The sequence below is a fragment of the Coprococcus aceti genome (assembly GCF_025567285.1).
GTDB classification, from domain to species: Bacteria; Bacillota; Clostridia; order Lachnospirales; family Lachnospiraceae; genus Coprococcus; species Coprococcus aceti.
In genome coordinates this window covers 115,419-140,402 of record NZ_JAOQJT010000004.1, presented here as the reverse complement: position 1 = coordinate 140,402, position 24,984 = coordinate 115,419, and the positions used below count along the sequence as shown (strand labels likewise).

The window sequence follows — 24,984 nt, the reverse complement described above, 5'->3', positions numbered from 1 at the left end:
TCTGTACATTATATGTACCGGCTATATTCTATTTTATTGTTTTGTATCAATATACTTCTGAACCTGCTGCTTCAGGATATTGAACTGGCATGGACCTGTCTCGAGAACGACTGTATTGAACTCCTTCAGGTCAAACTTTGATCCAAGCTGTTCCTCAGCATAATCCCTGATCTCCTGCATCTCATAGAAGCCTGTTGAATAACTCTGGTATACGGCAGGATCACCTATCATGGTAGTATACAGATCGTCGGCAGCATCGCCGTTGAATCCCTTTTCATTCAGGTAATCTTTTGCTTCCTGCAGTGACCAGCCCTCATAGTTGATTCCTATATCGATCCTTCCACTTATGAGATAATTGATCTCATCGTTTAACCTGTACAGTTTTGCAACGGTGTCCGAATCAGATGCCCCATCAAATGTGTAATAGTTTATGGCATCATAGCACGCATACATTGCCCAGCCCTCCTTGTATCCAAGGAAGCTTAATATGGTACGTACCGGTTCAGGATCTGTTGACATGTAGTATGCATTCTGCAGCATGTGTCCCGGATATCCCTCATGGGCAAGTGTGGTCCACATACCATCCGTATGTTTGCCATTTACCCTGATAAGGTTGTTGTCCTGGTCATCGATCGCAGGTGACATATAGTATGCCAGCGTATTCTCCTGAATATCCTCAAGGCTCTTATCAAGCTTCTTCGCCTGATACTTTATCTCTCCAAAGTCTGGGTAGTTCTTGGTGGCTGTATTCATGAGTATATCTATTATTTCTGAAGGCTCCTTTGAGTCACTGTCTCCAAAGAGGTCATCGTAGTGCTCCACAAAATATTCATATGAATCGTACTGTGTCATGGCTATGGAATACAGATCTGTCATGAGATCTGACAGGTTGTCATCCAGCATCTGTGCCACTTCCTCAGGTGTCTTATCAGTTCCCGCAGCGTCCTTCAAAAGGTAAGCGTAATACTCTTTACCACCTTCATAGCCACACACACCGCCCTGGTTCTTACCGGTTCCCTTGAGCGATGACAGCACATCTATAACATCCTCATATGCAGGTATAAGACTTTCCGCAACGGCCTTCTTATTCTGTTCCTCAAAGTCCGCTATCTCGTCCGCAGTCAGGAAGTCCAGCGCCTCGATGTTATCGTTGAACACCTGTATCATGAAGTGATTGTCCTTGTCCTTGATGAAGTCTTCGCACTGCTCGATGACCTTATCGCACACGGCATCACTCATAAAATATCCCTTCTCGGACTTTGTCTTCTCAAACTCTAGATTGTCATCAAAATAATCCCTTACCATTCCAAGCACCTGGAGATATCTCTCCACATCACCCTTGTCGTCAAAACGGTAGTCTGTGAAATATGTGGATATATTCGACTGCAGTCCCTTCATAGGTGAGAACGGCTCGCTGAGGTATATGTTCAGATAACCCTCTGACTCCGTCTCCAGATACTGATTAAGTATATCGTATGTGAGCTGCTGGCTCTCCGTGAGATCGTCCCTGTCAAATGACTTGAGCTTGTCAAAGGACTCATCAAACTCAGCCTTACGTTTTTTGATTCCCTCATCGCTCATATCCGAATCGCCCAGAGATACCTCCGGCTCAGGAATACCAAGGGCATCCCCATCCTTTATCTCATAGTTGTACGAGAGTGTGTCCGATGTCACACTGTCCACATACTCATCGTGCAGATATTCCTCGAACTCCTTCTGCACCTTTGTGTAGTCGTCCGCATTATCCTTTATTGTTCCTGTGATAGTCTTCTCATCAAACATATGAGAAGTACATGCAGTCATCGACATGGCCATGGCTCCGACAACAGCAGCCACGACAAATCTTCTCATATTCTTTTTGAATCTGGTCATACATCTACTCCTTACTTAATATATTGTCCCTTCACATAACCTATCTACACATTGTATGCCATAAACCATACTATTGTCCATTTATTTTATGTTAAGGTTACAATATACCTAGTCCGTCCAGAACAACCTTTACTCCTATGAGTATAAGTATGATACCTCCGGCAAGCTCAGCTTTTGACTTGTACTTTGTTCCGAATATACTTCCGATCTTCACTCCGACCGCTGAACATATGAATGTGATACATCCGATGAACAGCACTGCAAGTATGATATACAGAGTGGACAGCTTGAGGAATGCAAATGACACTCCAACCGCCAGTGCGTCTATGCTGGTTGCAACCGCCAGAAGGAACATGACCTTAAAGCTCATATCTGCATCTACTTCCTCTTCCTCGCCAAACGACTCCTTGATCATGCTTCCGCCGATGAACAGGAGGAGCACAAATGCGATCCAGTGTGACCATTTGCTTACCAGATCTGCAAAAAAGCTTCCGAGGACATATCCTACCGTCGGCATAAGTGCCTGAAATCCTCCAAACCACGCACCTGCGATAAGCATGTGCTTCACCTTGATGTTGCGCAGGGACAACCCCTTACAGATAGACACGGCAAATGCATCCATTGAAAGGCCAACTGCCAACAGGAATAACTCTGCAATACTCATAATTTTTCTCCTTGATATAGATTTGACGGATGCAGTCACAGACACATATAAAAAGAGACCTCCCGGGCAGCTAAAAGCTGTCCAGAAAGTCTCATCATCTACAGTAATACCAGATTCACGCCATCATCGACCGATGGCTGCCAATCATTATGTTGATATCACAACGCAAGCTCTGCGCTGACTACTCCCTTAATGAACGGTGATATTCTAGCATATTGATAAAATATTATCAAGTAGCATTTCCCTGTTATCGCATTATTGTCATTACAGATCTGTTCAGTCCTGCTTATCGATCTGAGTTGCGCTTGCCTCCTCAAGTGCCGGTGTTCCGCGCAGTTCTATGATAGGGCTTCCCTTGCCCTTTATATAATCACCTGTGATGGTCACCCTTCCTATGGTGTCATCCCTTGGGATCTGGTACATGATATCCAGCATGAATTTCTCTATGATGGCACGTAGAGCTCTGGCTCCCGTCTTCCTCTTGATCGCCTCCTCGGCTACCGCCTCGTATGCCGAATCGTCAAATCTAAGATCCACCTCATCCAGTGCAAGGAGCTTCTTATACTGCTTTAATATCGCATTCTTAGGCTCCTTGAGTATGCTCACGTACATATCCTTGTCCAACGCATCAAGTGTGAAGAGTACCGGAAGTCTTCCAAGAAACTCAGGTATCATGCCAAACTCACGGAGATCCTCGGTTGTAACCTGTCTCAGCAGATTCGGATCATCATCATATTTGTCCTTAAGCTCAGCCTTAAAGCCCATTGACGCCTGCCTGCTTATTCTCTGCTTTATAATCTCCTCTATATCAGGGAATGCTCCACCACATATAAAGAGGATGTTTCTTGTATTGATGGTCGTCATGGGAACCATAGCATTCTTGCTGCCCGATCCCACAGGTACCTCAACATCAGCACCCTCAAGCAGCTTCAGCAGTCCCTGCTGTACGGATTCGCCGCTCACATCCCTGCTGTTGCTGTTCTGCTTCTTGGCGATCTTGTCTATCTCATCTATGAACACGATTCCTCTCTCTGCCTTCTCCACATCATTGTCGGCGGCGGCGAGAAGCTTTGACAGAACACTCTCAACATCATCGCCTATATAACCGGCCTCTGTAAGAGTTGTCGCATCAGTTATTGCGAGAGGCACCTTGAGAAGTCTTGCTATGGTCTTGACTATATATGTCTTACCACAGCCTGTAGGTCCCACCATCAGCATGTTGGACTTCTCTATCTCTATATCATCCATGGTATCTGTGAGAACCCTCTTATAATGATTGTATACAGCCACGGATATAACCTTCTTGGCATATTCCTGTCCCACAACATACTCGTCCAGCATAGCCTTGATCTTATGAGGAGCCGGAATTGTCTTAAGCGTGAGTTCTTCCTCCTGCTTCTTTTCCTTTGGCGCCTTCTTCTTGACTTTCTGTGACTTTGGCACGTCATTCTGTGCCTTGAACTTGGACATATCTATATTGCCAAATGGCATATTTGTCAGATCTATGAACTGCATATTGCCAAGCCCCGGCATGTTGCCAAATCCGGAATTGTTGAAGCTGTCAAATGATCTCTGCATGCAGTCTGCACATATATTTATATCTCCAGGCATATGTATCAGCTTGCCGGCCACGCTCTCCGGTCTCCTGCACAGGTAGCAGTATTTCTCGTAGTCGTCATCGTTGTCCTTATCATCCGATGCATGTCCATCGGTATCCACCGTATCCGGTGTCTTCTTATCTATATCATCATAATTCTCTGCCATATCTCATTTTCCTTTCCTGATTATACATATAGTCTCAGTCAGAAATATAATAACACACATATACCACATTTACCAACACCTGCAAATATGAAATTACTGTAAATTAACCGCTGGCACGCAGCTCCGCCCCGCTTCTGTCCTTAATATTATTAAGTCATTTGTCTGTTTTTTGTATTATTTTACCGCTGGCATCTTTCGAATCGTTTTAAAATTTCGGCATTTGCGAAGTGCTATGGAATTGGATTTTTCGCTATGCTATAATCATTAAAAATAAATCCAACGGGTAAAAGGAGGACTGTAATTATGAAGAAACTTGAAATCGTAGTTCGTTCAGAAAAGCTTGATGATGTAAAGTCAATACTTGATGAGTGTGAATCAACAGGTGCCATGGTATCAAACATCATGGGTTACGGTAATCAGAAGGGATATAAGACAACTTACAGAGGAAGCGAATATGTTGTAAACCTTATTCCAAAGGTAAAGATCGAGACCATCGCAGCAGACGATGTTGCGGACAAGATCATTTTCAAGGTTTGCGAGAGAATATCCACAGGTAAGATCGGTGATGGTAAGATCTTCGTATATGATGTGGCAGATGTCGTTCGTATCCGTACAGGCGAGCGTGGAGAGACAGCGCTCTAATAAGCACAGGTATCCAGTATCATTCCTTTTTCTAAATTGGCAGGCAGTGGCATTTGTCCACTGCCTGTTTTTTATCGTTCAGCTCTGTCTCCCAGTATCTTCAGCAGACTCCCTGGGGTCATCCCTGTATACCACTTAAACTCTCTCTGGAAATGCGCCTGGTCAGAATATCCCATGTCATCCATATAATCCGTGACATGTCCGCCCGGATGCTCCAGCATTTTTCTCACAGTCTCCCTGATCCTCACGATGCGGGCAAACCTCTTGGGGCTGACCCCCAGCTCCTCCACAAATCTCCTATGCACATGTCTAACGGTGCATCCCATCTGCTCAGCAAGCTCTGATATGCTTATCTTCCCTTTTGCCGCATATATGACATCCGCCTGTTTCACGATGTCCGAATCAGCCATGCCATTCCTCTGCCACAACGATCCGCATTTCTCTATATGCTCCGTGATCTCCTCTGTCGCACTCTCTATCGGATCTTCTGCACCATTTCCTGTAAATGCATGATCAGCCGTCAGCAGTTTTTCAAGCAGACGCATATCTTGGGTATCCAGAGTCTCCCTGCCAAATCCAAGATCCTGCTCCACAGATATGAAGCTGCAGCTCTCCTCAATGCAAACAGCCGCCTCCAGTTCACCCGGATACACCCTTTTGATGTGTCCATCCATACATATCACACATATCCCAGCATTCTCCTGTGGCACTATTCTCAGCCCACCCAAGCTGTAACCAGCTCTCACATACACAGACTTCTCATTCTTTTCTATCAAATTAGTATGTACTTCACTGCAAAAATTAACATTCAATAAAATCTGACTATCCATACGCCATCTCCGCATAACTTTATTTATCTTTACCGTATCTTTGCTTTATTATATTAAGTCCGCGCAAAATATAATAAGGTTTATCGTTCCACGTCCGATTTTTTCAATATTTTACCATATCTCAATACTATACTCAACCCAAGTTAGTAATTGAGGTGTGGCACTGAGATACTTATTATCAGTCATATCTCAGTGACGTACGATCAGATATAATGTGCACAAAGATGTGTTTTGTCAGGAGCATACCTGGCGGGACGCATCTTTTTTTATTATCTGATCACTTCCACAACTACAATGTATTAAAAGGAGGAATGATTATGGAAGACGTAAGCACAATTGTATTTGGAGTATGGTTCCTTGTCGGAGCCGCACTGGTATTCTGGATGCAGGCCGGATTTGCAATGGTTGAGGCCGGTTTCACAAGAGCCAAGAATGCCGGAAACATTATAATGAAGAATCTCATGGATTTCTGTCTCGGTACAGTTTCATTCATGATCCTCGGTTCATCACTTCTGCTCGGCAGCAGTGACTGGGCACTCGGAGGTTTCATCGGAAAACCATCATGGGATTTGTTCCTTCACTTTGAAAACTATGACTGGTCAAGCTTCGTATTCAACCTTGTGTTCTGTGCAACAGCAGCAACCATCGTGTCAGGAGCTATGGCAGAGAGAACAAAGTTCTCTGCATATTGTGTATACTCAGCTATCATCTCACTGCTGATATATCCTATTGAGGCTCACTGGATCTGGAATCCAGGTGGCTGGCTTGTAAAACTTGGCTTCCATGATTTTGCCGGTTCATGTGCCATCCATATGGTAGGTGGAATCTCAGCACTGATTGGTGCCGCATTACTTGGACCTCGTATCGGAAAGTTCAATAAGGATGAGAATGGCAAAGTAGTAAAGGTTCACACCTTCCCAGGTCATAACCTTCCACTCGGCGCACTCGGTGTATTCATCCTGTGGTTCGGCTGGTACGGATTCAATGGTGCAGCCGCAACATCTGTTGAGCAGTTAGGTTCTATCTTCCTCACTACTACTATCGCACCTGCACTTGCAACAGTTTCATGTATGATATTTACATGGCTCAAATATGGCAAGCCTGATGTGTCAATGTGTCTCAACGCTTCACTCGCTGGTCTCGTTGCCATCACAGCTCCTTGTGATACAGTCGATGCTTTCGGCTCAGCTATCATCGGTATCGTTGCCGGACTTCTCGTAGTATTCGGAGTATGGCTCTGTGACCACGCATTACATGTTGACGATCCTGTCGGTGCCGTAGCCGTACATGGTGTAAATGGTATCTGGGGAACAATCGCTGTAGGTCTCTTCTCCACAACAACTGTTCCTGGAAATGATACATTAAACGGTCTGTTCTACGGCGGTGGCATTCATCCACTTCTCATCCAGTTACTTGGATTTGCAGCAGTTGCAGCATGGACAGCAGTTACGATCACCATCGTATTCCTGATCATCAAGAAGACTATGGGACTTAGAGTATCTGAGGAGGAAGAGATCAAGGGACTTGATCCTACAGAGCATGGTCTTCCTACAGCATACGCAGATTTCCTGACAACAAAGTAATTCATAATATATAGTATTATCTGCAAGCAAAAAGCCTGTGGTATGAATCAAAGTTCATATCACAGGCTTTTTAATATATTCACATCCACATGCCATGTATAAGCAGTATATGCGGATTCTTCCTGTCTCCATACTCGTGTATTGTCATCTCTTACCCCCTGTAAAAGCATTAGTTAGATTGTCCTAACCTATGACATATTATCACAGAAAGGCACTTATATACAACACAATATTGCACAAAGAAAAAAGATCCCAGTCATTACGACCGGGATCCGTCTTAAAACAAACATCTATAGATTAAAGACTGTAAGAACCTGATTCTCCATCAGCTGTATAATATACCATGCCTGTTTCTGGCTGGTAGTATACGTTCAATTCCTTAACTGTCTTATTGCCAATAACTTCCTTCACCTTAGCAACGATTGCTGCCATCTTGATCTGACCGCCAGCGAACTCAACAAATACATTCTCTGTTGTCTTAGCTGGAGCTGCCTTCTTTGCTGTAGCCTTCTTTGCAGGTGCTGCTGCCTTTGTCTCTTCCTTCTTAGCTGGTGCTGTTTTCTTTGCAGGTGCTGCCTTTGGCTCTTCCTTAACTGGAGCTGCCTTCTTTGCAGGTGCTGCCTTTGTCTCTGTAGCTGCTGTCTTCTTTGCAGCTTCCTCTTTCTTAACTGCCTCAACCTTAGCAAGTGCTGCTGCAGGTGTTGCCTTTGTTACCTTCTTTGTCTCATCTGCCTTCTTTGCTGTAGCCATGATTCTTTCCTCCCAAATAAAAAGTATATATGTAATCTTATGTATTTATTTTCAAGCTAGGTTGATATTACTCCATTTTTTATATTTTTTCAATATAACCAAATTCTTTTCTCCCTTTTGTATCGTTTTGGGAATTGATTTACAATAAATGGCAACACTTTACACAAAAAGGCGGTCACAGATCGTTGTAAATCCGTGACCGCTTTTGTCATTTTGTACAAATACACACACTAATTCGTGAGAATATTAACCACTTCACTCAATTTCATTCCGTTTGATCCCTTCAAAAGCACTATATCCTCAGGCTTCATGAGCGCCATAAGGTATATCGCGATCTCCTCCGTGTCAGTGAATGACACAGTCTTGGCATACTTCGTATCACAGGCATCCAGAGCTTCCTTGATCTTCTGGGCATGCTCTCCGATGACTATGACCTCATCTATCTTCTTATCTCTGAGATACTCTCCGACTTCATAGTGGTACTCATCGCTCTTCTCTCCGAGCTCAAGCATATCGCCGAGCACGATATACTTCTTGCCCTCGCACTTCATGTCACAGAGGACATCGGTGCTAGCCTTAATGGAATCAGGGCTTGCATTGTATGTATCGTCTATGATCGTGTATTTGCCAGGAAGCTTGATGACCTTCTGTCTGAGACCTCTGAAATTCTCAAATGCCTTCGACGACTTCTCATATGGAACTCCAAGCTGATGCGACACAGCCATGGCCACCAATGAATTGCGCACGTTGTGCAGTCCCATCACTCCTACCTTGACAGTTACAACGTCATCCCCATGTACCATATCGTATACAGAATATCCATCCTCCATGCGGATGTTAGTTGCTCTGAAGTCCATGCCCTCGCCGCAGCCATATGTGTATACCTTACATGGTATCTCATCCTTGACCGCATACAGCATAGGATCATCACCGTTGATATACAGTGTTCCATTCTCGCCCATGCCCTTGATGATGCTGAGCTTCTCCTTGCGGGTGTTCTCCAGTGAACCCATATATTCTATATGTGCAACGCCTATGGTCGTTATAACGCATATATCCGGCTGAGCTATATCAGTGAGGATGTCCATCTCACCCGGCTCGCCGATTCCAAGCTCAAGAACAGCCACATCGTACTCGTCTGTCATCCTTGACACCGTGATAGGCTCGCCATACACCGAATTATAATTGCCCTCTGTGTGGAAGCACTTCATTCCAGCACTGACAGCCGCTGTGATCATCTCTCTTGTCGTGGTCTTGCCCACGCTTCCTGTAACCGCCACAACAGGCATATCGTATCTGTTCCTTATATACTTTCCAATGGCCTGCAATGCCTTAACAGTATCATCCACCCTGATATACGCCTTGTCCGACACCACAACATTGTCATGCTCCGATGTGAGTGTGGCTGCTGCAGTCTGAAGTGCTGATTCTATAAATCTGTGTCCGTCGGTTCTTGTTCCTATGATTGGAACGAACAGATCGCCCTCCTTGGCCTCCTTAGAGTTTATACAGATGTCAGTGAGAACAGTGTTCTCATCTCCGCAGAGGAGTACGCCTCCTGTAGCTTCCAGAATATTTTTTACTGTTATATCTACCATCACTATCCCCTTTTTTTCATATTGATAAAATATATACAACCGGGCTTTACCGCCGCTCCGGCTTCATCAGGTGTCCATTATAGCACTGTATTATGCTTTTGTATATTTAAATCTCTTTACTTTTATAATCCCAGAACTGTTCAAGGATCCCGTCCACATTTTGCATGTTGCATATCACGCTGTCATTCCATTCCACAGGAAACAGCTCCGTGTAACGCCTGGTGGCAAATCTCTCGTCTATCAGAAGTATTATCCCCTGATCCGTCTCCGTCCTTATGACTCTTCCGGCAGCCTGAAATACCTTGTTTATTCCCGGGTACTGGTACGCATATCTGAATCCATTCCTGTCGGATGCAGCCTCTTTTTCGTCCGCCGTGGTTCTGCTGTCGAAGTAATCCATCATCAGCTTTCTCTCCGTGCACACCTGGGGAAGACCGGGTCCGACTATTATTGCTCCTATCAGCCTGTCACCAGTCAGATCGATTCCCTCGGAGAATATTCCGCCCATGATACACAGTGCCAGCACATTGTCCTTCTCCTCAAATGCCCTCAGGAAGCTCTCTCTGTCGCTCTCCGTCATGTATTGTTCCTGGGCTATAACTTCCACCCCAAGAGACTCTGGAAGCTCTTCAGTGAGCACATGCACCTTCTCCAGCATGGCATACGATGGAAAGAACACCATATAGTTGCCCGGTCTCGCACTTATCACGCGCTCTATATAGCTGTAAATGTTCCTGTACATCGCCTCATTACGGTTCGTGTATCTGGTCGTGACATCATTTGCTATCATTATCTTCCTGTTCTCCGCAGAAAATGGAGACGGGATGTATATTGCCCTGTCCTCCGGGCAGTCCGACAGCATCTCCATATAATATCTGACAGGAAGTATCGTAGCCGAGAAAAACACCGTGGCAAGCCCTTTGTCCAAGCAGTTTCTTATGTTAACTGCAGGCTTGACGCAGTACAGTCTCACCACAAATCTTCCGTCATCCCTTATCTCGTCATACACGACATAATTCTCATCCATCATCTCCGCAATGTTCAGAAATGAGGTGAGATTAAAATAAAAGTTCAGGACTTCCTTTCTCTCCGGGATCTGCCTGTGCTCCTCCAGAAAGAGCTGTATTGCTTCATGGAGGCTGAGCAATTTCAGGTGAAGAGGTGCTATGCTCGAGAGCACCCTGTATCCCTCCTCAGGAATCTCCTTCTTCATCGTAAGCAGCTCTCTGTTGCAGCTTCCTATATGTCTTGCCATACGGCCGCCATACTGGGCTGTGAGCTTCTTGAGCTCCAGAAAGTCCTCCTTCACAATCTCCGCACTGTACATGGACGAAGCCCTGTCCACAAGGTTGTGCGCCTCATCCACAAGGAATACATAATCTCCCGGCTTACCGCCCTCTGCCGCAAAGAACCTCTTGAGGCTCGCCCTCGGATCAAAGACATAGTTATAGTCACATATCACCATGTCAGCAAACAGACTCACATCAAGGCTCAACTCAAACGGACACACTCTGTGAGCCTGTGCGTACCGTATTACCACATCTCTGTCAACCACCGTCTCATGTAATACCACGTCGTACAGCGCATCATTTACCCTGTCAAAATGCCCCTCGGCATACGGACATACCGCAGGATTGCAATCCACCTGTTCCTGACAGCATATCTTCTCTTTTGCCGTGAGTATTACAGTCTTAAGCCTGAGACCTCTGTCCTCCAGCAGCTCCACCGCATTTCTCGACACAGTGTGGGCTATGGTCTTGGCTGTCAGATAAAATATTTTCGACACATGTCCCTGAACCATGGATTTTATGGACGGGTACACCGCCGCCATGGTCTTTCCGATTCCAGTTGGTGCCTGGACATACAGATGTTTTTCCTGCTCAATAGCCCTGTACACATACAGAGCCATCTCCTTCTGGCCCTTCCTGTACTCAAATGGGAACTCCATGTCCGAGATGGACTGATTCCTCATGAGCTGATGCTTTTCCACCAGATCAATCCATTTGCAAAGCTCCGCCATCATTGATCTGAACCATTTCTCCAGATAGCCAAATGAATATCTCCGCCTGAAGAACTTCTCCTTCTCGCTGTCAAGGTTTACATAACTTATCCTTACATCTATCCAGCTATAATTATTCTCTTTTGAATATATATACGCATAGCACATCGCCTGGGCCACGTGGACGCGCTGCGGGCTCTCCATGTCATCGAGGTTCCTGTATATGCCCTTTATCTCATCTATAAGCACATCGCTGTCATGGAAGTCCACAGCATACCCCTCTGCCATGTCAAAGCCGTCGTCAATATCCCCGGGCTCTTCCTGTTCGCCACCGCATCTGTCTATGATTCCATCAGCCCGGCCCTCCACAGTTATCAGATGTCCGCCAAGCTCCTCTGTATACCGGAGCGGCACCTCTGAATTATAATGAGACCCTGCCCTTTTCTGAAGCTTCCTGTGAATCCTGCTACCCGCATTCATCGCTTCTCTGGACAGAGTCCCACTACTGCTATCACTTATATCGCCACTGCGGAAGATGAATTCCACCAGGCTCCTAACTGATATTTTTATATTCATTATCTCTTATATACTATCTTCTCTGCGAGATCGTCCGCAGTCTGTCTGTCTATGAGTATCTCAACCAGCTTAAGTGCAAATTCTATGGCTGTTCCCACTCCTCTGCTGGTGATCACATTTCCGTCCACCACTACCGGCTCCGTGCTGTGGCGCTTCGCCATGAGCTGATCCTCACATCCCGGATAACATGTTGCATTCTTGTCCGCAAGCACGCCAAATGCGCCAAGTGCTGTAGGTCCCGCACAGATAGCAGCCACATAACCGCCTCTGTCATTCTGTGCCTTGACCATGGCCTGAACCTTTGAATTTGCCTTGAGGTTCGGAACCCCCGGAATACCTCCAGGAAGAACTACAAGATCGCACTGGTCATCGATCTCTGATAACTTCTCATCCATCGTGACCTCCATGCCTCGCGCTCCTGTCACTGTATCCAGATCGTCAGCCGACACCATCAGGCACTCAACTCCGGCTCTTCTCAAGAGATCCACCACCGTGAGAGCCTCTACCTCTTCATAACCTGTTGCAAATAAAACTCTTGCCTTCATCGCTTTTCCTCCTTATTCGCACTCTTTACAAAACTGTCTATATCACGTCTGTCCATGCCGCTCAGGGCGCTGTTCTGATAGATACCGTCCTCAGTCACATCCCTGCCAAACCACGTTGGCGGCACAAATGTATTTGCAAATTTCTCCTCCGGGAATTCAACCTCAGCATAGGTGAGTCCGCCAAATATCCCGTCGAACACGTCCAGCTCGATCTTCAGTTCCCTGTCCACTTCACTGTCACCACAGGTTCCGTCTGTATCGGAAAGCGGTATTATATACCGGTCCTTCTCTATTATATTGCCGTCTGCCTTACATCTGAGATTCCTGTATTCATCCTCGTCCAGATCCATCTCGAATTCCTGCCTGCTGAGCAGTCCCTTGGATTTGACCGTGAGCACACGTCTGTCGTCCGTTCTCCTGATCCTTATGACCGGCTTCACGGACACATACATCTGTTCCATGTGCTTCACCTGATATTTTGTCAGATCGACAGGTATCTCATGTACAAGGTATTTTCTCTCTATCTCCATATATGCCTCCACCTATTCAAACCAAATGACCGCCTTATCAGAACACATCTCCCGGCGGTATATCTCCACTCACATAGCTTCCTATAGCTTTGTTCATAAATACCATGGACACGACAAGTGCGATGATCCATACAACAAACGAGGATAACAGATATCCAAGAGCAGTGTTGACCGACATTATGAACACCGCCAGAGTCTGTGCATAGACACATATCGTAAATACCTTGCCGTAGGACAGTCCCGTGTTGAGAATTCTTGCAAGTCTATTGCCCGCTATACTGAATATCAGCGCAAGGAGAAGCTGTCTGCCCGCCGATGCCACCATCACCGCAATGAACATGATCACCATGTACATATAAAATACCGGTGTCAGTGCCGCCAGCTTGCTATTGTTGAAGCCATCCGGCAGGAACATGTATTTGAGCGGTGTCTCCATGTAATCATAGCCCTTGCCATCTGAGACCATTCCCATGACTATATTCTCACTTCCTATGGCGATGTACACTCCATCCGTTTCCATGGAGTCAAGGTTCACTGACGCATTCTCCGTGTTGATGTACAGAGTAGCATTTCCTATCTCAAGCTGCATATCGTGTTCCATGTCGAGCTTATTGTCATGATATGTGAATGCCGGGATCTTATTTGTTATGAGATTCCTCAGACCTCCGACCTTGCCAACCCAGAATATGGCGTCTATTCCAAACTCTATAAATGCCAGTAAAAAGGATATGATCACCACAAACCACACAAGGCGTCCCGTCTTCAGCTTAACCAGTTGTTTGTAATTCTTCGGACTGCTGACCGCTATCGACAACTGATCGAGCAGCGTCACCTTCTTGTTCTCTTCCTGTTCTTCCATATAAATCTCCAACTCTAATAATTATTGACCGGCAAAATGAACCAGCTACTCCATCGGCTCTATGATCCCAAGCTTCACCATAGCCTTATATATTCCATCATTCTCCGCATCGTCTGTGACCATCATAACCTGTCTTTTGAGCTCCTCCGGCCCCTTCTCCATGATTATGCTGTTCGGACAATATAATAACATAGGTGCGTCATTGTTGCCATCACCAAATGCATATGCATTTTCAAGCGGAATATCAAAATAATCCAGAAGATACTGTATACCTGTCGCCTTACTGAATCCCTTGGGAACTATCTCGCAGAAATTTGAACCTCTGTCGATATAGTCAAAATGCTGTGATACATACGCGCGGAACTCAGGAACATTTTTATTGTCATCCGCGAACCAGCAGCAGAACTTGTCGAATTCAAAGTCATCCGAGTCCACATCCTCCCCAACAAATATTCCATTTGCCCGGAAGTATCTGACCATCTCTGCAAGGAGTTCATTTCCCATGTTCTGACCGTCCACGTACACCTTGTCTCTGTGCTCATACATTCCAAACATGTCATATCTGCGGCATGCATAAGCTATATCCCTGCACACATCCCTGCTGACATCATTGTGGAACAGCTCTTTGCCGTCATAGTAAATGGATGTTCCGCAGCCACACACAAAGCCGTCAAAACCCGCATCCTTGATCTCATCAGTGACATTACAGTAAACTCTGCCAGTGTTGATGAACACCAGATGTCCGTTGGCTCTCGCCTGCGCCAACGCACGCCTTGCGCTGTCCGGGAAGTATCTCCTTCCGTCCTCGGTTATAAGCGTTCCGTCTATATCAAAGAACAATATCTTCCTGTCTGTGCTTTTCATATATTATATCCATCCTGTCATATATTTACAGGCACATGTATTATAACTACACGTGCCTGTATCTTCTGTACGCATTATATTTTCACTTGATAACCTGCGCATGCATCAGCATGCTTCATTATATCGCATTTTCTGCAGTCTGCATTACAACTGCTTCATGAGGTCGATCATCTCAAGAGCTCCCATAGCGCAGTCATAACCCTTGTTGCCGGCCTTTGTTCCTGCACGCTCGATGGCCTGCTCGATATTCTCTGTTGTAACAACTCCGAACATTACAGGTACACCTGTCTCAAGTGATACTGAGGCAACGCCCTTTGAAACCTCGTTGCACACATAATCATAGTGGCTTGTCGCACCACGGATAACAGCACCAAGACAGATAACAGCGTCATACTTGCCGCTTGCAGCCATCTTCTTTGCGATTACAGGGATCTCAAATGCACCCGGAACCCATGCAACTGTGATGTCGTCTGCATTCACATCATGACGGAGAAGCGCATCCTCTGCACCGCTGACGAGCTTTGAAACTATGAACTCATTGAATCTCGCTGCTACTATACCTATCTTTGCTCCATTTGCTACTAACTTTCCTTCTACCTTATTCATCTGATTTATCCTCCTTATGAAAAGTTAAACATCATTTAACATATGACCCATTTTCTCTTTTTTTGTCTTGAGATAAAATGCGTCAAACTTGGTTGGCTCTATCTCTATAGGAACTCTCTCCACGATCTCAAGATTGTAGCCTGCAAGGCCGTATACCTTGAGTGGGTTGTTGGTGAGGAGTCTGATCTGTCTGATTCCGAGATCCACAAGTATCTGTGTTCCTATGGTGTAATCCCTTGCATCATCAGGGAAACCAAGCTTGAGGTTTGCCTCAACGGTGTCAAGCCCCTGATCCTGAAGCGCATATGCCCTGATCTTGTTGATAAGGCCGATTCCTCTGCCCTCCTGTCTCATGTACAGGAGCACGCCTCTGCCTTCCTTGGCAATGGCCTTCATGGCCGCATCGAGCTGCTGTCCGCAGTCACACTTCTGTGAGCCGAAGCAATCGCCTGTGAGGCACTCGCTGTGCACACGGCAGAGAACAGGCTTGCCGTCAGCTATATCACCCATTGTGAGTGCCACGTGATGTTCACCGTTCAGCTTGTTGATATATCCACAGATCGTAAACTCACCATACTTTGTTGGAAGCTTTGCCTTGGCTACGCACTCAACGAATACTTCATGCTCTTTTCTGTACTGCACAAGCTTCTCTATGGTCGATATCTTAAGGCCATGAACCTTTGCAAATTCCACAAGGTCATCCTTTCTCGCCATGGTTCCGTCATCCTTCATGATCTCACAGCACAGTCCGCAAGGCTTAAGTCCTGCAACCTTCATAAGATCAACTGTAGCCTCTGTGTGGCCGTTTCTCTCTATGACTCCGCCTGCAACTGCCTGAAGTGGGAACATATGTCCCGGCCTTCTGAAGTCATCCGGCTTTGCATTCTCATCCACAAATTTTCTGGCTGTGTAGCCTCTCTCCTCGGCTGAGATTCCGGTGGTTGTATCCACATGATCCACTGATACTGAAAATGCTGTGCAGTGGTTATCTGTATTGGTTATACACATCTGTGGAAGATTCAGCTTATCCGCATATGACGCATCCATAGGCATGCATATGAGACCTCTCGCCCACTTTGCCATGAAGTTGACATTCTCCGTTGTAGCAAATTCTGCTGCACAGATTACATCTCCCTCATTCTCTCTGTCCTCGTTGTCGAGCATGACAACCGGCTTTCCCGCCGCAAGATCTGCAGCGATCTCCTCTATCGAGTTGAATTCAAAACTCATCACTCTACCTCCTTAAAATATCTGTCTACATAAATCCATTTTCTGCCAGAAACTTCATATCAAGTCCTGATCTATCTGAAGCATTTCCATTTGAAAGCTTTTCATCTGTATCGTCACCTTTGTATGGCATAAGCAGTTTCTCAACATACTTTCCAACCACGTCATTTTCAAGGTTGACCACCTTGCCCGGCTTGCCATCCAGCAGCGTCGTCTCTCCCGCCGTGTGCGGAATGATCGACACCTTAAAGCATGTATCATCGACATACGCAACCGTAAGGCTTATACCGTCTATGGCTATTGAGCCCTTCTCAATGATGTATCTGAGTATCTTCGGAGAACAATCTATTGTCACCCACACTGCATTGTCCTCCCTTTTGAGCTCTCTGATCGTTCCGGTTCCATCTATATGTCCTGACACTATATGTCCGCCAAATCTTCCTCCGGCCGCCATGGCACGCTCAAGGTTCACCCTGCTGCCACCGGTAAGCTGTCCAAGTCCGCTTCGTCTCAAAGTCTCAGGCATGACATCCGCAGTAAAGATATTCCCCGATATGCCGGTTGCAGTAAGACACACACCGTTTACCGCTATACTGTCTCCAACCTGGCTTCCATGGAGAACCTTGTCTGCCTGCACCGTGATGCTGCAGGAGCTTACACCTTTATCTATCTTTCTTATAGTTCCTATCTCTTCTACTATTCCTGTGAACATGTATGACCTCTTTTCTATAAGTTCTTAAACCTTTTTGTATCTGAGCATCACATCTTCATCAAATCTTCTGACCTCGTCAAGTCCAAACATATGTGCATCCGCAGGAACATCAACACCCGTTCCGGATACCGGACTGTACTTGCCCTCGCCGCCAAATATCTTCGGGGCAATGAATACACATGCCTCATCCACAAGACCTTCAGACACCATGCTGTAGTTGAGCTCGCCGCCGCCCTCAAGCAGTATTCCGTCTATGCCTTTCCCGCCGAGGATCGTCATGAGCTGCCTTAGATCCACCTGTCCATCCACATCTTCGGTCTCTATGATGCTTACACCTTTATCCTTGAGTCTCTCACACTTTGCTGAGTCTGAAGCTCCCGCTGCCGTCGTGGCAACTATGGTCTCTATCTCCCCGGCTGTCTGTACGATCTGTGAATCCTCCGGAATCCTGAGCTTGCTGTCACAAACTATCCTGATCGGATTTCTGACATTATCAGTATCCCTGTCCGTGCTTTTCTCTATTCTGCATGTCAGCATCGGATCATCCGCAAGCACTGTTCCTATGCCCGCCATAATACCCTTATGTCTGTTTCTGAGTTCCATGACATACGCCCTTGATGCCTCACCGGTTATCCACTTGCTGGCCCCTGTGTGGGTAGCGATCCTGCCATCCATGGTCATGGCATATTTCATGGTCACATACGGCTGTTTATTTACTATATACTTAAAGAAAATACCGTTTATGGCATCGCACTCGGCTTTGAGGCAGTGTGTGTACACCTCTATCCCGGCATCACGCAGTCTCTTAAAACCTTTTCCTGCCACCATGGCATTCGGATCATCGGAACCACAGTAGACCTTTCTGATCTTGTGCTCTATGATCGCGTCCACACATGGAGGCTGCTTGCCAAAATGGCAGCACGGCTCAAGCGTCACATACATGACTGCGCCCTCGGCATCTGCCTGATCCTTAAGACTGGCAAATGCTGCGCGCTCAGCGTGGAGCTCTCCATATCTCACATGATATCCCTCTCCTATGATCCTGCCATCCTTCACTATGACAGCACCTACAAGCGGATTTGGATTCACTGCTCCAGTGCCGCGCCTTGCAAGCTCTATGGCACATCTCATATATGACGGATCAAATTCATCATCTATATCATATTTTTCCATATGACCACCATCCTACTTAATACCTTTACAGACAGACTATCGGATATTGCTAATTCAAGCCTCCGAAGTATCTGTTCAAAACACAAGAAAAAACCCCGAAGATAACTTCGGGGTTTTCTCTTGTTCAGGTATCCATCACCGAAATCCATCACAACGGACTTCCATCAGATACCCTGTTCTGAATATATAATACTTCTCTCATCCAGACTATACTGTCGGTCCCGGAATCACACCGGATCATGCCTCATGGCTCACGGACTTAAGGTTTCCCTAACACCGTCGGTGGAGAATTGCACTCACCCCCGAAGATCTATCATCGTATGCAGTTGTCTCTTAAAAACGACTATATTGTATTCCATATGCCAACGGAATGCAACTGTTTTTTATGATGTATTTTACCGATAAATTTTAAAGCTGTGAATTGAACAGGCTCTTTATCTTGTAGATAATATCATCACTGTCCGCATTTATAGATGCCGCCTCATTTATTCCTGAGAGCTTTGTAAGCTCATCCGTGTCAGCATCTCCGCCGTAACCTATCGTGTATACAGGTATGTTCGACTGTCTGAGCGCACTTGTTATCTCATCCATGGAATATCCCACATTGGCATATCCATCGCTGAGAAGGAACAGCATACACTTTGCATCCGGGTGCTCTGCCTTTGCATCGGTTATCATCTTCATCGCAACCACAACGGCATCATACGAAGCCGTTCCGCCTGAAGCCATCAGATTGTTGACCGATCCCTGGAAATATGATCTCTGGTTCAGGTCAAACTGGGCGATCGGAACCTCCACTGTAACTGAGCTTGAGTAGCTGACAAGCCCAACATAATTGTTGTCATTGATATACTGCGCACCGTTTGTCAGACTGTTCTTGAGCTGGTTCATAGGATCTCCGTCCATGGAACCGCTGCAGTCCGCAACAAACACCGCGATGATGTCCTTGCCGTTATCCTTTGTCTTCTTGTATGTCTTGAGACCCTGTGTGACCTGTGCACCGGAAAATTCTTCCGTCGCAGTATAATCATCGTTGGCATTGAAGCCCTTCTTTGTCGCGATCGTCTGCATATCATCACTCTTGCAGTAATCCACAACGAGCTGTATGGCCTCAAGCTCTGATGCAGACTTTCCCGACTTATTACATATGTATACAGGATTGTCATGTCTCACGCCAAATGCAATGAAATCATACATTGACACGAGATTGCTGTCATTGATATATGCCTGATACTCTGACAGCATAGCATCGAGTGTTCCGTTTGATGCACTATCTCTCATCTGCTGTGTTGTATATGCAACGTATGGTATGTTTGAGTTAAACTTTGTAAAGTTATCTTCTCCGTCCTGAAGCAGCGTGAGCAGGAGGTTAAGTCCTGTGGCACTTGTCTGTGGGTTCGTGTATCCCATGGTGATCTTGTTGTCCTGAACGGCCTTTATGGCATCGGCAGCAGTAGTGTAACCGCTGTCCTTCTTCACAAGGATTCCCGCTGTATTTCCAACCAGTCTGTCCGCGTAAAGCTCAAGGCTGCCGCTGTTCGACATCGCATACTCTCCGAACAGGGTGTTGCTCGGGGTGTACAGATCCGGGAGATATTTGCCGGAAATGATATAGTCAGCGGCTGTACCGGATGGCACTGATCTCACGCTCATCGATACCGACTTGCCGTCCGCTGTCTTCACACCAGAACCGTTGAAGGAATTTGCAACATCTATAAGCCATGAGTCGTTGTCCTTTCCCGCCTTCTCACCTGATGTAAATATCTCTATATCTATGTCTCCATTGCCCTCAACTGCCAGTGGATATTTGTCTATCTCAGGCAGCTCCGCATACAGATCCGGAGTGTCCAGAGTGACCGTACCCTTTACAGGGGTCGCTTCGCTTACATCGAGATCTGCATATAACTCATCAAGAGTCATATCCGATCTTGATGATCCTCCATTTCCACCGCCTGCTATGTTGATAACCTTCCTGCCGACTATTCCGATAATGACCGCGATCATCGCAATTATCACCAGCACTCCGACTACCACTAATCCTTTTGTCCTCTTATCCATTTCTTCCTCCTTTTACATTCCCTGACTGTGGACATCCTGCCTCATGCCATTCATGCACTCTATGACATCATCCACATATTTCATATCCAGCGAGCTCAGGTTGGTGTCAATATCAACCATCTTCTCCACCAGAATATTGAACTTTCTCACCAGCTCGTCGCCCTGTCTGCACAGATTGTCGAGGTATACCGGCTGGGGTCTAGTGTAATAATCGTATGTCTGTATAAAGCCTATGGCACTGTCCATGTTGCTCTGTGCCTGCTGCTTTATATCCTCGTACAGATTGCGGATACCACTGCCCTCCTCCACATTCTCCTGGAAGTATTCCTCCCTGGACATTATGCTCTCATACTGTCTGTTGAGTCTCTCTATCTGTGCATCAAACAAATGTCCCCTAGCACTGTCCTTGAGCTTCTCCGTCGAGCGTCTTCCCTTGAGTATATGTACATTTGCTGTTATGGTGAATGTCAGCCACACTACACTGATCGCAACACCTATAGCTATTTCCACCATACTGTCAGCCAGCACAAACATTACTATTGCCAGTATGAACATTATCAAGCCTATGATATTGACCGCTATCAATCCCATCGTTTTCCTCCTAAAGTCAATATATATCACACCGCATCTGCATGTTCATTGTCTCTCTGCAATACGCTGAGCCTTTGTTTTGCAGCATCGGTGACCGTAAGTCCCGAAAAGTCAGCAAATTCCTTCTTCTCATTTCTTATGAGCATGACCGCAAACTCCCTGTCCGTCTCCTCCGCGCAGGACAGCAGTTCATGGTAATCCACCGGCCTATCCTCATATATTCGAAGCGCAACAGCCTCCGGCACAACAATAAACGTCATGGACGTGTGCGTCTTATCCGCTATGTATATCTCCGCCTTGTCCACAAATTTTGCAAATTCCTCCGCCTGAGTCTGAAAGCCTCCACTCTGAAGCTCTGCCAATATCCTGTCTCTGTCCTCCATGAGACTGTCGAGATACAGATAACCCTTCAGCAGCAGGAGTCCCATAAGTCCATCTGACATATTGAAGTCAAGTATACAGCCATGTCCCTCGTCACTGTCCGTCAGTACATGACACACGCACTCCGCTATATCCTCATCGCTGAGTCCGCTGTATTTATACGCCTGCTCAATCCCATCATTTGTTATGAGCACGGTCTCTACATTTCCCCTTACAGACTTTTTCTTCCTGATGCTCTCAACAGGACGTGCAGCTATCTTAAACGCCTTCAGCTCATTTACAGCATCATCTATACTCTTCTTCCCTGATATAGAGGTCTCAAACCGTCCCTGATCCGTAGCTGCCGCCTGCACATTCCTGTATATCCTTTGTACAGAGATCTTATTTCTCCTCATTATCGCACTTAAAATGTCAATATCTGACTTCTGACCGGCCAGATATCTCTGAAGCTCCGCTCTGAGCTTTCTCCTGAAATCAAGCTCGTACTCAGTGTTGGTTATATCCGTTCCTGAATACCACCGTTTCTCCAGATATTTGTAATTATCCGGATCCCTCAGTCTGTCCAGCGCACTGTTCTTCAGACTGTTCACACCTTCCTCATCGGTCTCCAGCTCACAGGCAAGTTCCGGCACACTGCATCTGTCATGTCTGTAGCCATAGAGCTTATCTATCACTATCTTCTCCCTGTAATTCAGTTTGTCTATGAGTTCATCGAACATCCGCCTGCACATACCATCCTGTGAATAGGACAGCGTATCCGCCTGCACCCCAAATACAGAACTGTACAGTGCTTCATACGGACTGATAACATCCAGCATATATTTATTATTTTCTTTTCTTAGAACATACGCCCTGTGCAATATCCCACACCTCATTCTATATAAGTTCTTAATCCAATATGCAAACTGGCATACATATCTGATATGCCCATCATCATTTTTACTTATATCTGAACTTAATCATTTTTATTATACATGTTTTGCCACAAATTAAAAACATAAAAGTGACGGGATATGGTATTTTATTATTTTATTAAGTGTTTATACAACTGTCTGTCCACCTGTGGTATAATGAATCGACAACAAACTGGGAGGATATCTATGATCAGATTTTTGCCGGATGAATACTATTCATCCACATACAAGATAGATTTCAAAAAGTATTACGACATGGGATACAGAGGTATACTGTTCGACATAGACAACACTCTTGTGAGACATAATGAGCCGGCCACATCCAGAGCGATCCAGCTCATGGAACAGCTCAAGGCCATGGGCTTCAAGGTATGTCTGGTATCCAACAACAAGGAGCCAAGGGTTGCCGCTTTCAACAAAAAGATGAAGGTGAATTACATATTCAAAGCCGGCAAACCATCGAAAAAGGGCTACATCCGTGCCATGAACGAGATAGGCTGCAACATAGACAACACGATCGCCGTGGGCGACCAGATCTACACTGACATCATCGGAAGTGCCAGCCTTGGCATACACACTATCCTTGTCAAGCCTATAGACACAAGCCACGAGGAGATACAGATCACCCTCAAGAGGATCATTGAAAAGCCGTTTATTTTCTACTTCAGGAAAAAGCATGGCATGGTAAGATAATTTCTGTTATTCATAACGCAACACAAAAGGCCGTATTCACATATCTGCCTGATATGTGAATACAGCCTTTTATTAAATATCTCAGTAACATATACGTTCTGTCATGATGTTACACATCTGTGTGATCCACAGAACGTATGTTAGTCGTTGTACACCTTCTTGAACTCTGTGTATCCCTCTGACTCCAGCATGTTTATCTGCTGCTTCATGTTCTTTCTCATCATCTGGATAGTCACTGTCTTACCTGCCTGGCGAAGTTCCTTTGCCTCCTTGAAGATCTCAAGCTTCTTGTCCAGTGTCACATCCTTGTGAATGAGGATAGCCACGTTGTCAGAATCTATCTTGTATCCATTCTCAAGCTTGTCCTTGAGTATGGTGATTATTCTCTCAAAACCTATTGAAAATCCTGTTGCAGGGACATCCTGTCCACAGAAGTTTCCAACCATCTTGTCATATCTTCCGCCGCCGGCGATGGAGAAGTTGTAGTCATCTATTGTAACCTCAAAAATAGGTCCTGTGTAATATCCCATACCTCTCACAAGAGTAGGGTCAAATACGATCTTTACGCCATCTGCAACCATGGTCTTTGCACTTGATATGATCTCGTCCATATTGGTTATAACCTTTGGATCAAGGCACTCAGCGTCTATGTCCCTACAGAACTCAGCGCAGCTCATATCTCCAAGGTTCTGGTATATCTCAAGATACTTGTCCACCATCTCTGCGTCGTATCCGTTCTCTGTGAGCTCTGCTCTTATGCCATCCAGACCTATCTTGTCATACTTGTCAAGGCTGATGAGTATTGAAGCAATGTCTTCCTCTGCAAATCCCGCATTCTTCGCAGCACCACGGAGTATCTGTCTGTCGTTGATGTGGATAGTAAAATCTGTTATTCCCACCTCAGAGAATATTCTTGAGAGCATATCGGATGTGGCTGCCACAAGCTCTATCTCCGCAAGGTTTGTATTGTCACCAAGTATATCTATATCGCACTGGGTGAACATTCTGAATCGTCCCTTCTGTGGCTGATCCGCACGGAATACAGGTCCGATCTGGAGTGCCTTGAATGGGCTTGGAAGCTGCTCCTTGTTGTTCGCATAATATCTTGAGAGTGGAAGTGTAAGATCGTATCTGAGTCCGCTGTCTGCCAACTCTCCCTTACCTGCATCGATGGCTCTCGCAAGGTCTGCGCCTCTCTTCATCACCTTGAAGATAAGCTTCTCATTGTCACCGCCCTGCTTGCTTGTAAGATTCTCTATATGTTCCATAACAGGAGTCTCTATCTGTGTAAATCCAAATCTGGAATAACTTGTCTTGATCATTGAAAGCACATGCTCTCTAAGCCTCATATCAGCCGGGAGCTGATCACACATACCTTTTACCGGTGTCTTGATGAATTTTGCCATTTCTTATCCTCCTGATCTTATATCTTTATTAAATCCAACCTATTCTAGCATATACAACTATATTTTTCCACCCTTAAAAAGAACACCGGAACAAACTTATAGTTTGTTCCGGTGCTTTTCACATAATATATTGATATTTTTAATTGT

General features: G+C 45.7%; 21 protein-coding genes, 1 pseudogene and 1 riboswitch. Of the genes and pseudogenes, 3 read left to right on the top strand and 19 right to left on the bottom strand.

Features of this window, described 5'->3' with window-relative positions; all coding sequences use genetic code 11:
• Positions 1-33: 33 nt before the first annotated feature.
• The 3 genes from OCV54_RS07570 to clpX form a co-directional block, all read right to left on the bottom strand.
• On the bottom strand, positions 34-1,872 hold the full coding sequence (locus tag OCV54_RS07570; RefSeq protein ID WP_015533896.1) for a DUF885 domain-containing protein: 1,839 nt from the start codon (positions 1,870-1,872) through the stop codon (positions 34-36).
• 97 nt (positions 1,873-1,969) lie between these two features.
• Positions 1,970-2,536: a manganese efflux pump MntP gene (locus OCV54_RS07565; protein WP_015533897.1), complete on the bottom strand. Its 567-nt coding sequence runs from the start codon at positions 2,534-2,536 to the stop codon at positions 1,970-1,972.
• A 276-nt stretch (positions 2,537-2,812) separates the two neighbouring features.
• Positions 2,813-4,300 (bottom strand): ATP-dependent Clp protease ATP-binding subunit ClpX, encoded by a 1,488-nt coding sequence (gene clpX / locus OCV54_RS07560; RefSeq protein ID WP_055223323.1) that lies wholly within the window; start codon positions 4,298-4,300, stop codon positions 2,813-2,815.
• A gap of 303 nt (positions 4,301-4,603) precedes the next feature.
• Here clpX and OCV54_RS07555 point away from each other — a divergent pair, with 303 nt between their 5' ends.
• Positions 4,604-4,942 (top strand): P-II family nitrogen regulator, encoded by a 339-nt coding sequence (locus OCV54_RS07555; protein WP_015533899.1) that lies wholly within the window; start codon positions 4,604-4,606, stop codon positions 4,940-4,942.
• Between the two features lie 71 nt (positions 4,943-5,013).
• Here OCV54_RS07555 and OCV54_RS07550 read toward each other — a convergent pair whose 3' ends face one another.
• Positions 5,014-5,772, bottom strand: coding sequence for a helix-turn-helix transcriptional regulator (locus tag OCV54_RS07550; protein ID WP_055223321.1), 759 nt, complete (start codon positions 5,770-5,772; stop codon positions 5,014-5,016).
• A gap of 311 nt (positions 5,773-6,083) precedes the next feature.
• Here OCV54_RS07550 and OCV54_RS07545 point away from each other — a divergent pair.
• A pseudogene (locus tag OCV54_RS07545) lies at positions 6,084-7,340 on the top strand (ammonium transporter); the annotation flags it as partial.
• A 312-nt stretch (positions 7,341-7,652) separates the two neighbouring features.
• On the opposite strand, the gene OCV54_RS07540 reads toward OCV54_RS07545, so the two are convergent.
• From OCV54_RS07540 to OCV54_RS07475, 14 genes are all read right to left on the bottom strand, one after another.
• A complete protein-coding gene (locus tag OCV54_RS07540) occupies positions 7,653-8,105 on the bottom strand; it encodes a DUF6465 family protein (protein WP_022215918.1) in 453 nt (150 codons plus the stop codon).
• 230 nt (positions 8,106-8,335) lie between these two features.
• A complete protein-coding gene (locus tag OCV54_RS07535; protein ID WP_055223319.1) occupies positions 8,336-9,703 on the bottom strand; it encodes a UDP-N-acetylmuramoyl-tripeptide--D-alanyl-D-alanine ligase in 1,368 nt (455 codons plus the stop codon).
• Positions 9,704-9,809: 106 nt separating this feature from the next.
• Positions 9,810-12,278, bottom strand: a complete 2,469-nt coding sequence (locus tag OCV54_RS07530; protein ID WP_055223317.1) for an ATP-dependent DNA helicase — start codon at positions 12,276-12,278, stop codon at positions 9,810-9,812.
• Positions 12,278-12,823, bottom strand: a complete 546-nt coding sequence (locus tag OCV54_RS07525; protein WP_022215915.1) for a DJ-1 family glyoxalase III — start codon at positions 12,821-12,823, stop codon at positions 12,278-12,280. The genes OCV54_RS07530 and OCV54_RS07525 overlap by 1 nt, the downstream gene beginning before the upstream one ends.
• Positions 12,820-13,353 carry a CYTH domain-containing protein gene (locus tag OCV54_RS07520; RefSeq protein WP_055223316.1) on the bottom strand — a complete coding sequence of 178 codons (534 nt, stop codon included), beginning with the start codon at positions 13,351-13,353 and terminating at the stop codon, positions 12,820-12,822. The genes OCV54_RS07525 and OCV54_RS07520 overlap by 4 nt, the downstream gene beginning before the upstream one ends.
• Positions 13,354-13,390: 37 nt before the next feature.
• Positions 13,391-14,212, bottom strand: coding sequence for a DUF1189 domain-containing protein (locus tag OCV54_RS07515; protein ID WP_055223314.1), 822 nt, complete (start codon positions 14,210-14,212; stop codon positions 13,391-13,393).
• A gap of 45 nt (positions 14,213-14,257) precedes the next feature.
• Positions 14,258-15,076, bottom strand: coding sequence for a Cof-type HAD-IIB family hydrolase (locus tag OCV54_RS07510; protein ID WP_022215913.1), 819 nt, complete (start codon positions 15,074-15,076; stop codon positions 14,258-14,260).
• A gap of 144 nt (positions 15,077-15,220) precedes the next feature.
• The gene (gene ribH, locus OCV54_RS07505; RefSeq protein WP_015533909.1) at positions 15,221-15,682 is read right to left on the bottom strand and encodes a 6,7-dimethyl-8-ribityllumazine synthase; all 462 of its coding nucleotides are present in this window, start codon (positions 15,680-15,682) and stop codon (positions 15,221-15,223) included.
• 24 nt (positions 15,683-15,706) lie between these two features.
• A complete protein-coding gene (locus OCV54_RS07500) occupies positions 15,707-16,912 on the bottom strand; it encodes a bifunctional 3,4-dihydroxy-2-butanone-4-phosphate synthase/GTP cyclohydrolase II (protein ID WP_055223312.1) in 1,206 nt (401 codons plus the stop codon).
• A 25-nt stretch (positions 16,913-16,937) separates the two neighbouring features.
• Positions 16,938-17,621 carry a riboflavin synthase gene (locus tag OCV54_RS07495; RefSeq protein ID WP_015533911.1) on the bottom strand — a complete coding sequence of 228 codons (684 nt, stop codon included), beginning with the start codon at positions 17,619-17,621 and terminating at the stop codon, positions 16,938-16,940.
• Positions 17,622-17,645: 24 nt separating this feature from the next.
• Positions 17,646-18,794, bottom strand: coding sequence for a bifunctional diaminohydroxyphosphoribosylaminopyrimidine deaminase/5-amino-6-(5-phosphoribosylamino)uracil reductase RibD (gene ribD, locus OCV54_RS07490; protein ID WP_055223311.1), 1,149 nt, complete (start codon positions 18,792-18,794; stop codon positions 17,646-17,648).
• 186 nt (positions 18,795-18,980) lie between these two features.
• A riboswitch (FMN riboswitch) is annotated at positions 18,981-19,108 on the bottom strand.
• Between the two features lie 94 nt (positions 19,109-19,202).
• A complete protein-coding gene (locus tag OCV54_RS07485) occupies positions 19,203-20,852 on the bottom strand; it encodes a vWA domain-containing protein (protein WP_055146937.1) in 1,650 nt (549 codons plus the stop codon).
• A 12-nt stretch (positions 20,853-20,864) separates the two neighbouring features.
• A complete protein-coding gene (locus tag OCV54_RS07480) occupies positions 20,865-21,443 on the bottom strand; it encodes a hypothetical protein (protein WP_055223309.1) in 579 nt (192 codons plus the stop codon).
• 26 nt (positions 21,444-21,469) lie between these two features.
• Positions 21,470-22,642, bottom strand: coding sequence for a hypothetical protein (locus OCV54_RS07475; protein ID WP_055223306.1), 1,173 nt, complete (start codon positions 22,640-22,642; stop codon positions 21,470-21,472).
• 282 nt (positions 22,643-22,924) lie between these two features.
• Between OCV54_RS07475 and OCV54_RS07470 the strand changes: the two genes are divergently transcribed.
• On the top strand, positions 22,925-23,431 hold the full coding sequence (locus OCV54_RS07470; RefSeq protein WP_015533916.1) for a YqeG family HAD IIIA-type phosphatase: 507 nt from the start codon (positions 22,925-22,927) through the stop codon (positions 23,429-23,431).
• Between the two features lie 140 nt (positions 23,432-23,571).
• Here the strand turns inward: OCV54_RS07470 and hisS are convergent, their stop codons facing one another.
• Positions 23,572-24,837, bottom strand: coding sequence for a histidine--tRNA ligase (gene hisS, locus OCV54_RS07465; RefSeq protein ID WP_015533917.1), 1,266 nt, complete (start codon positions 24,835-24,837; stop codon positions 23,572-23,574).
• Positions 24,838-24,984 lie beyond the last annotated feature (147 nt).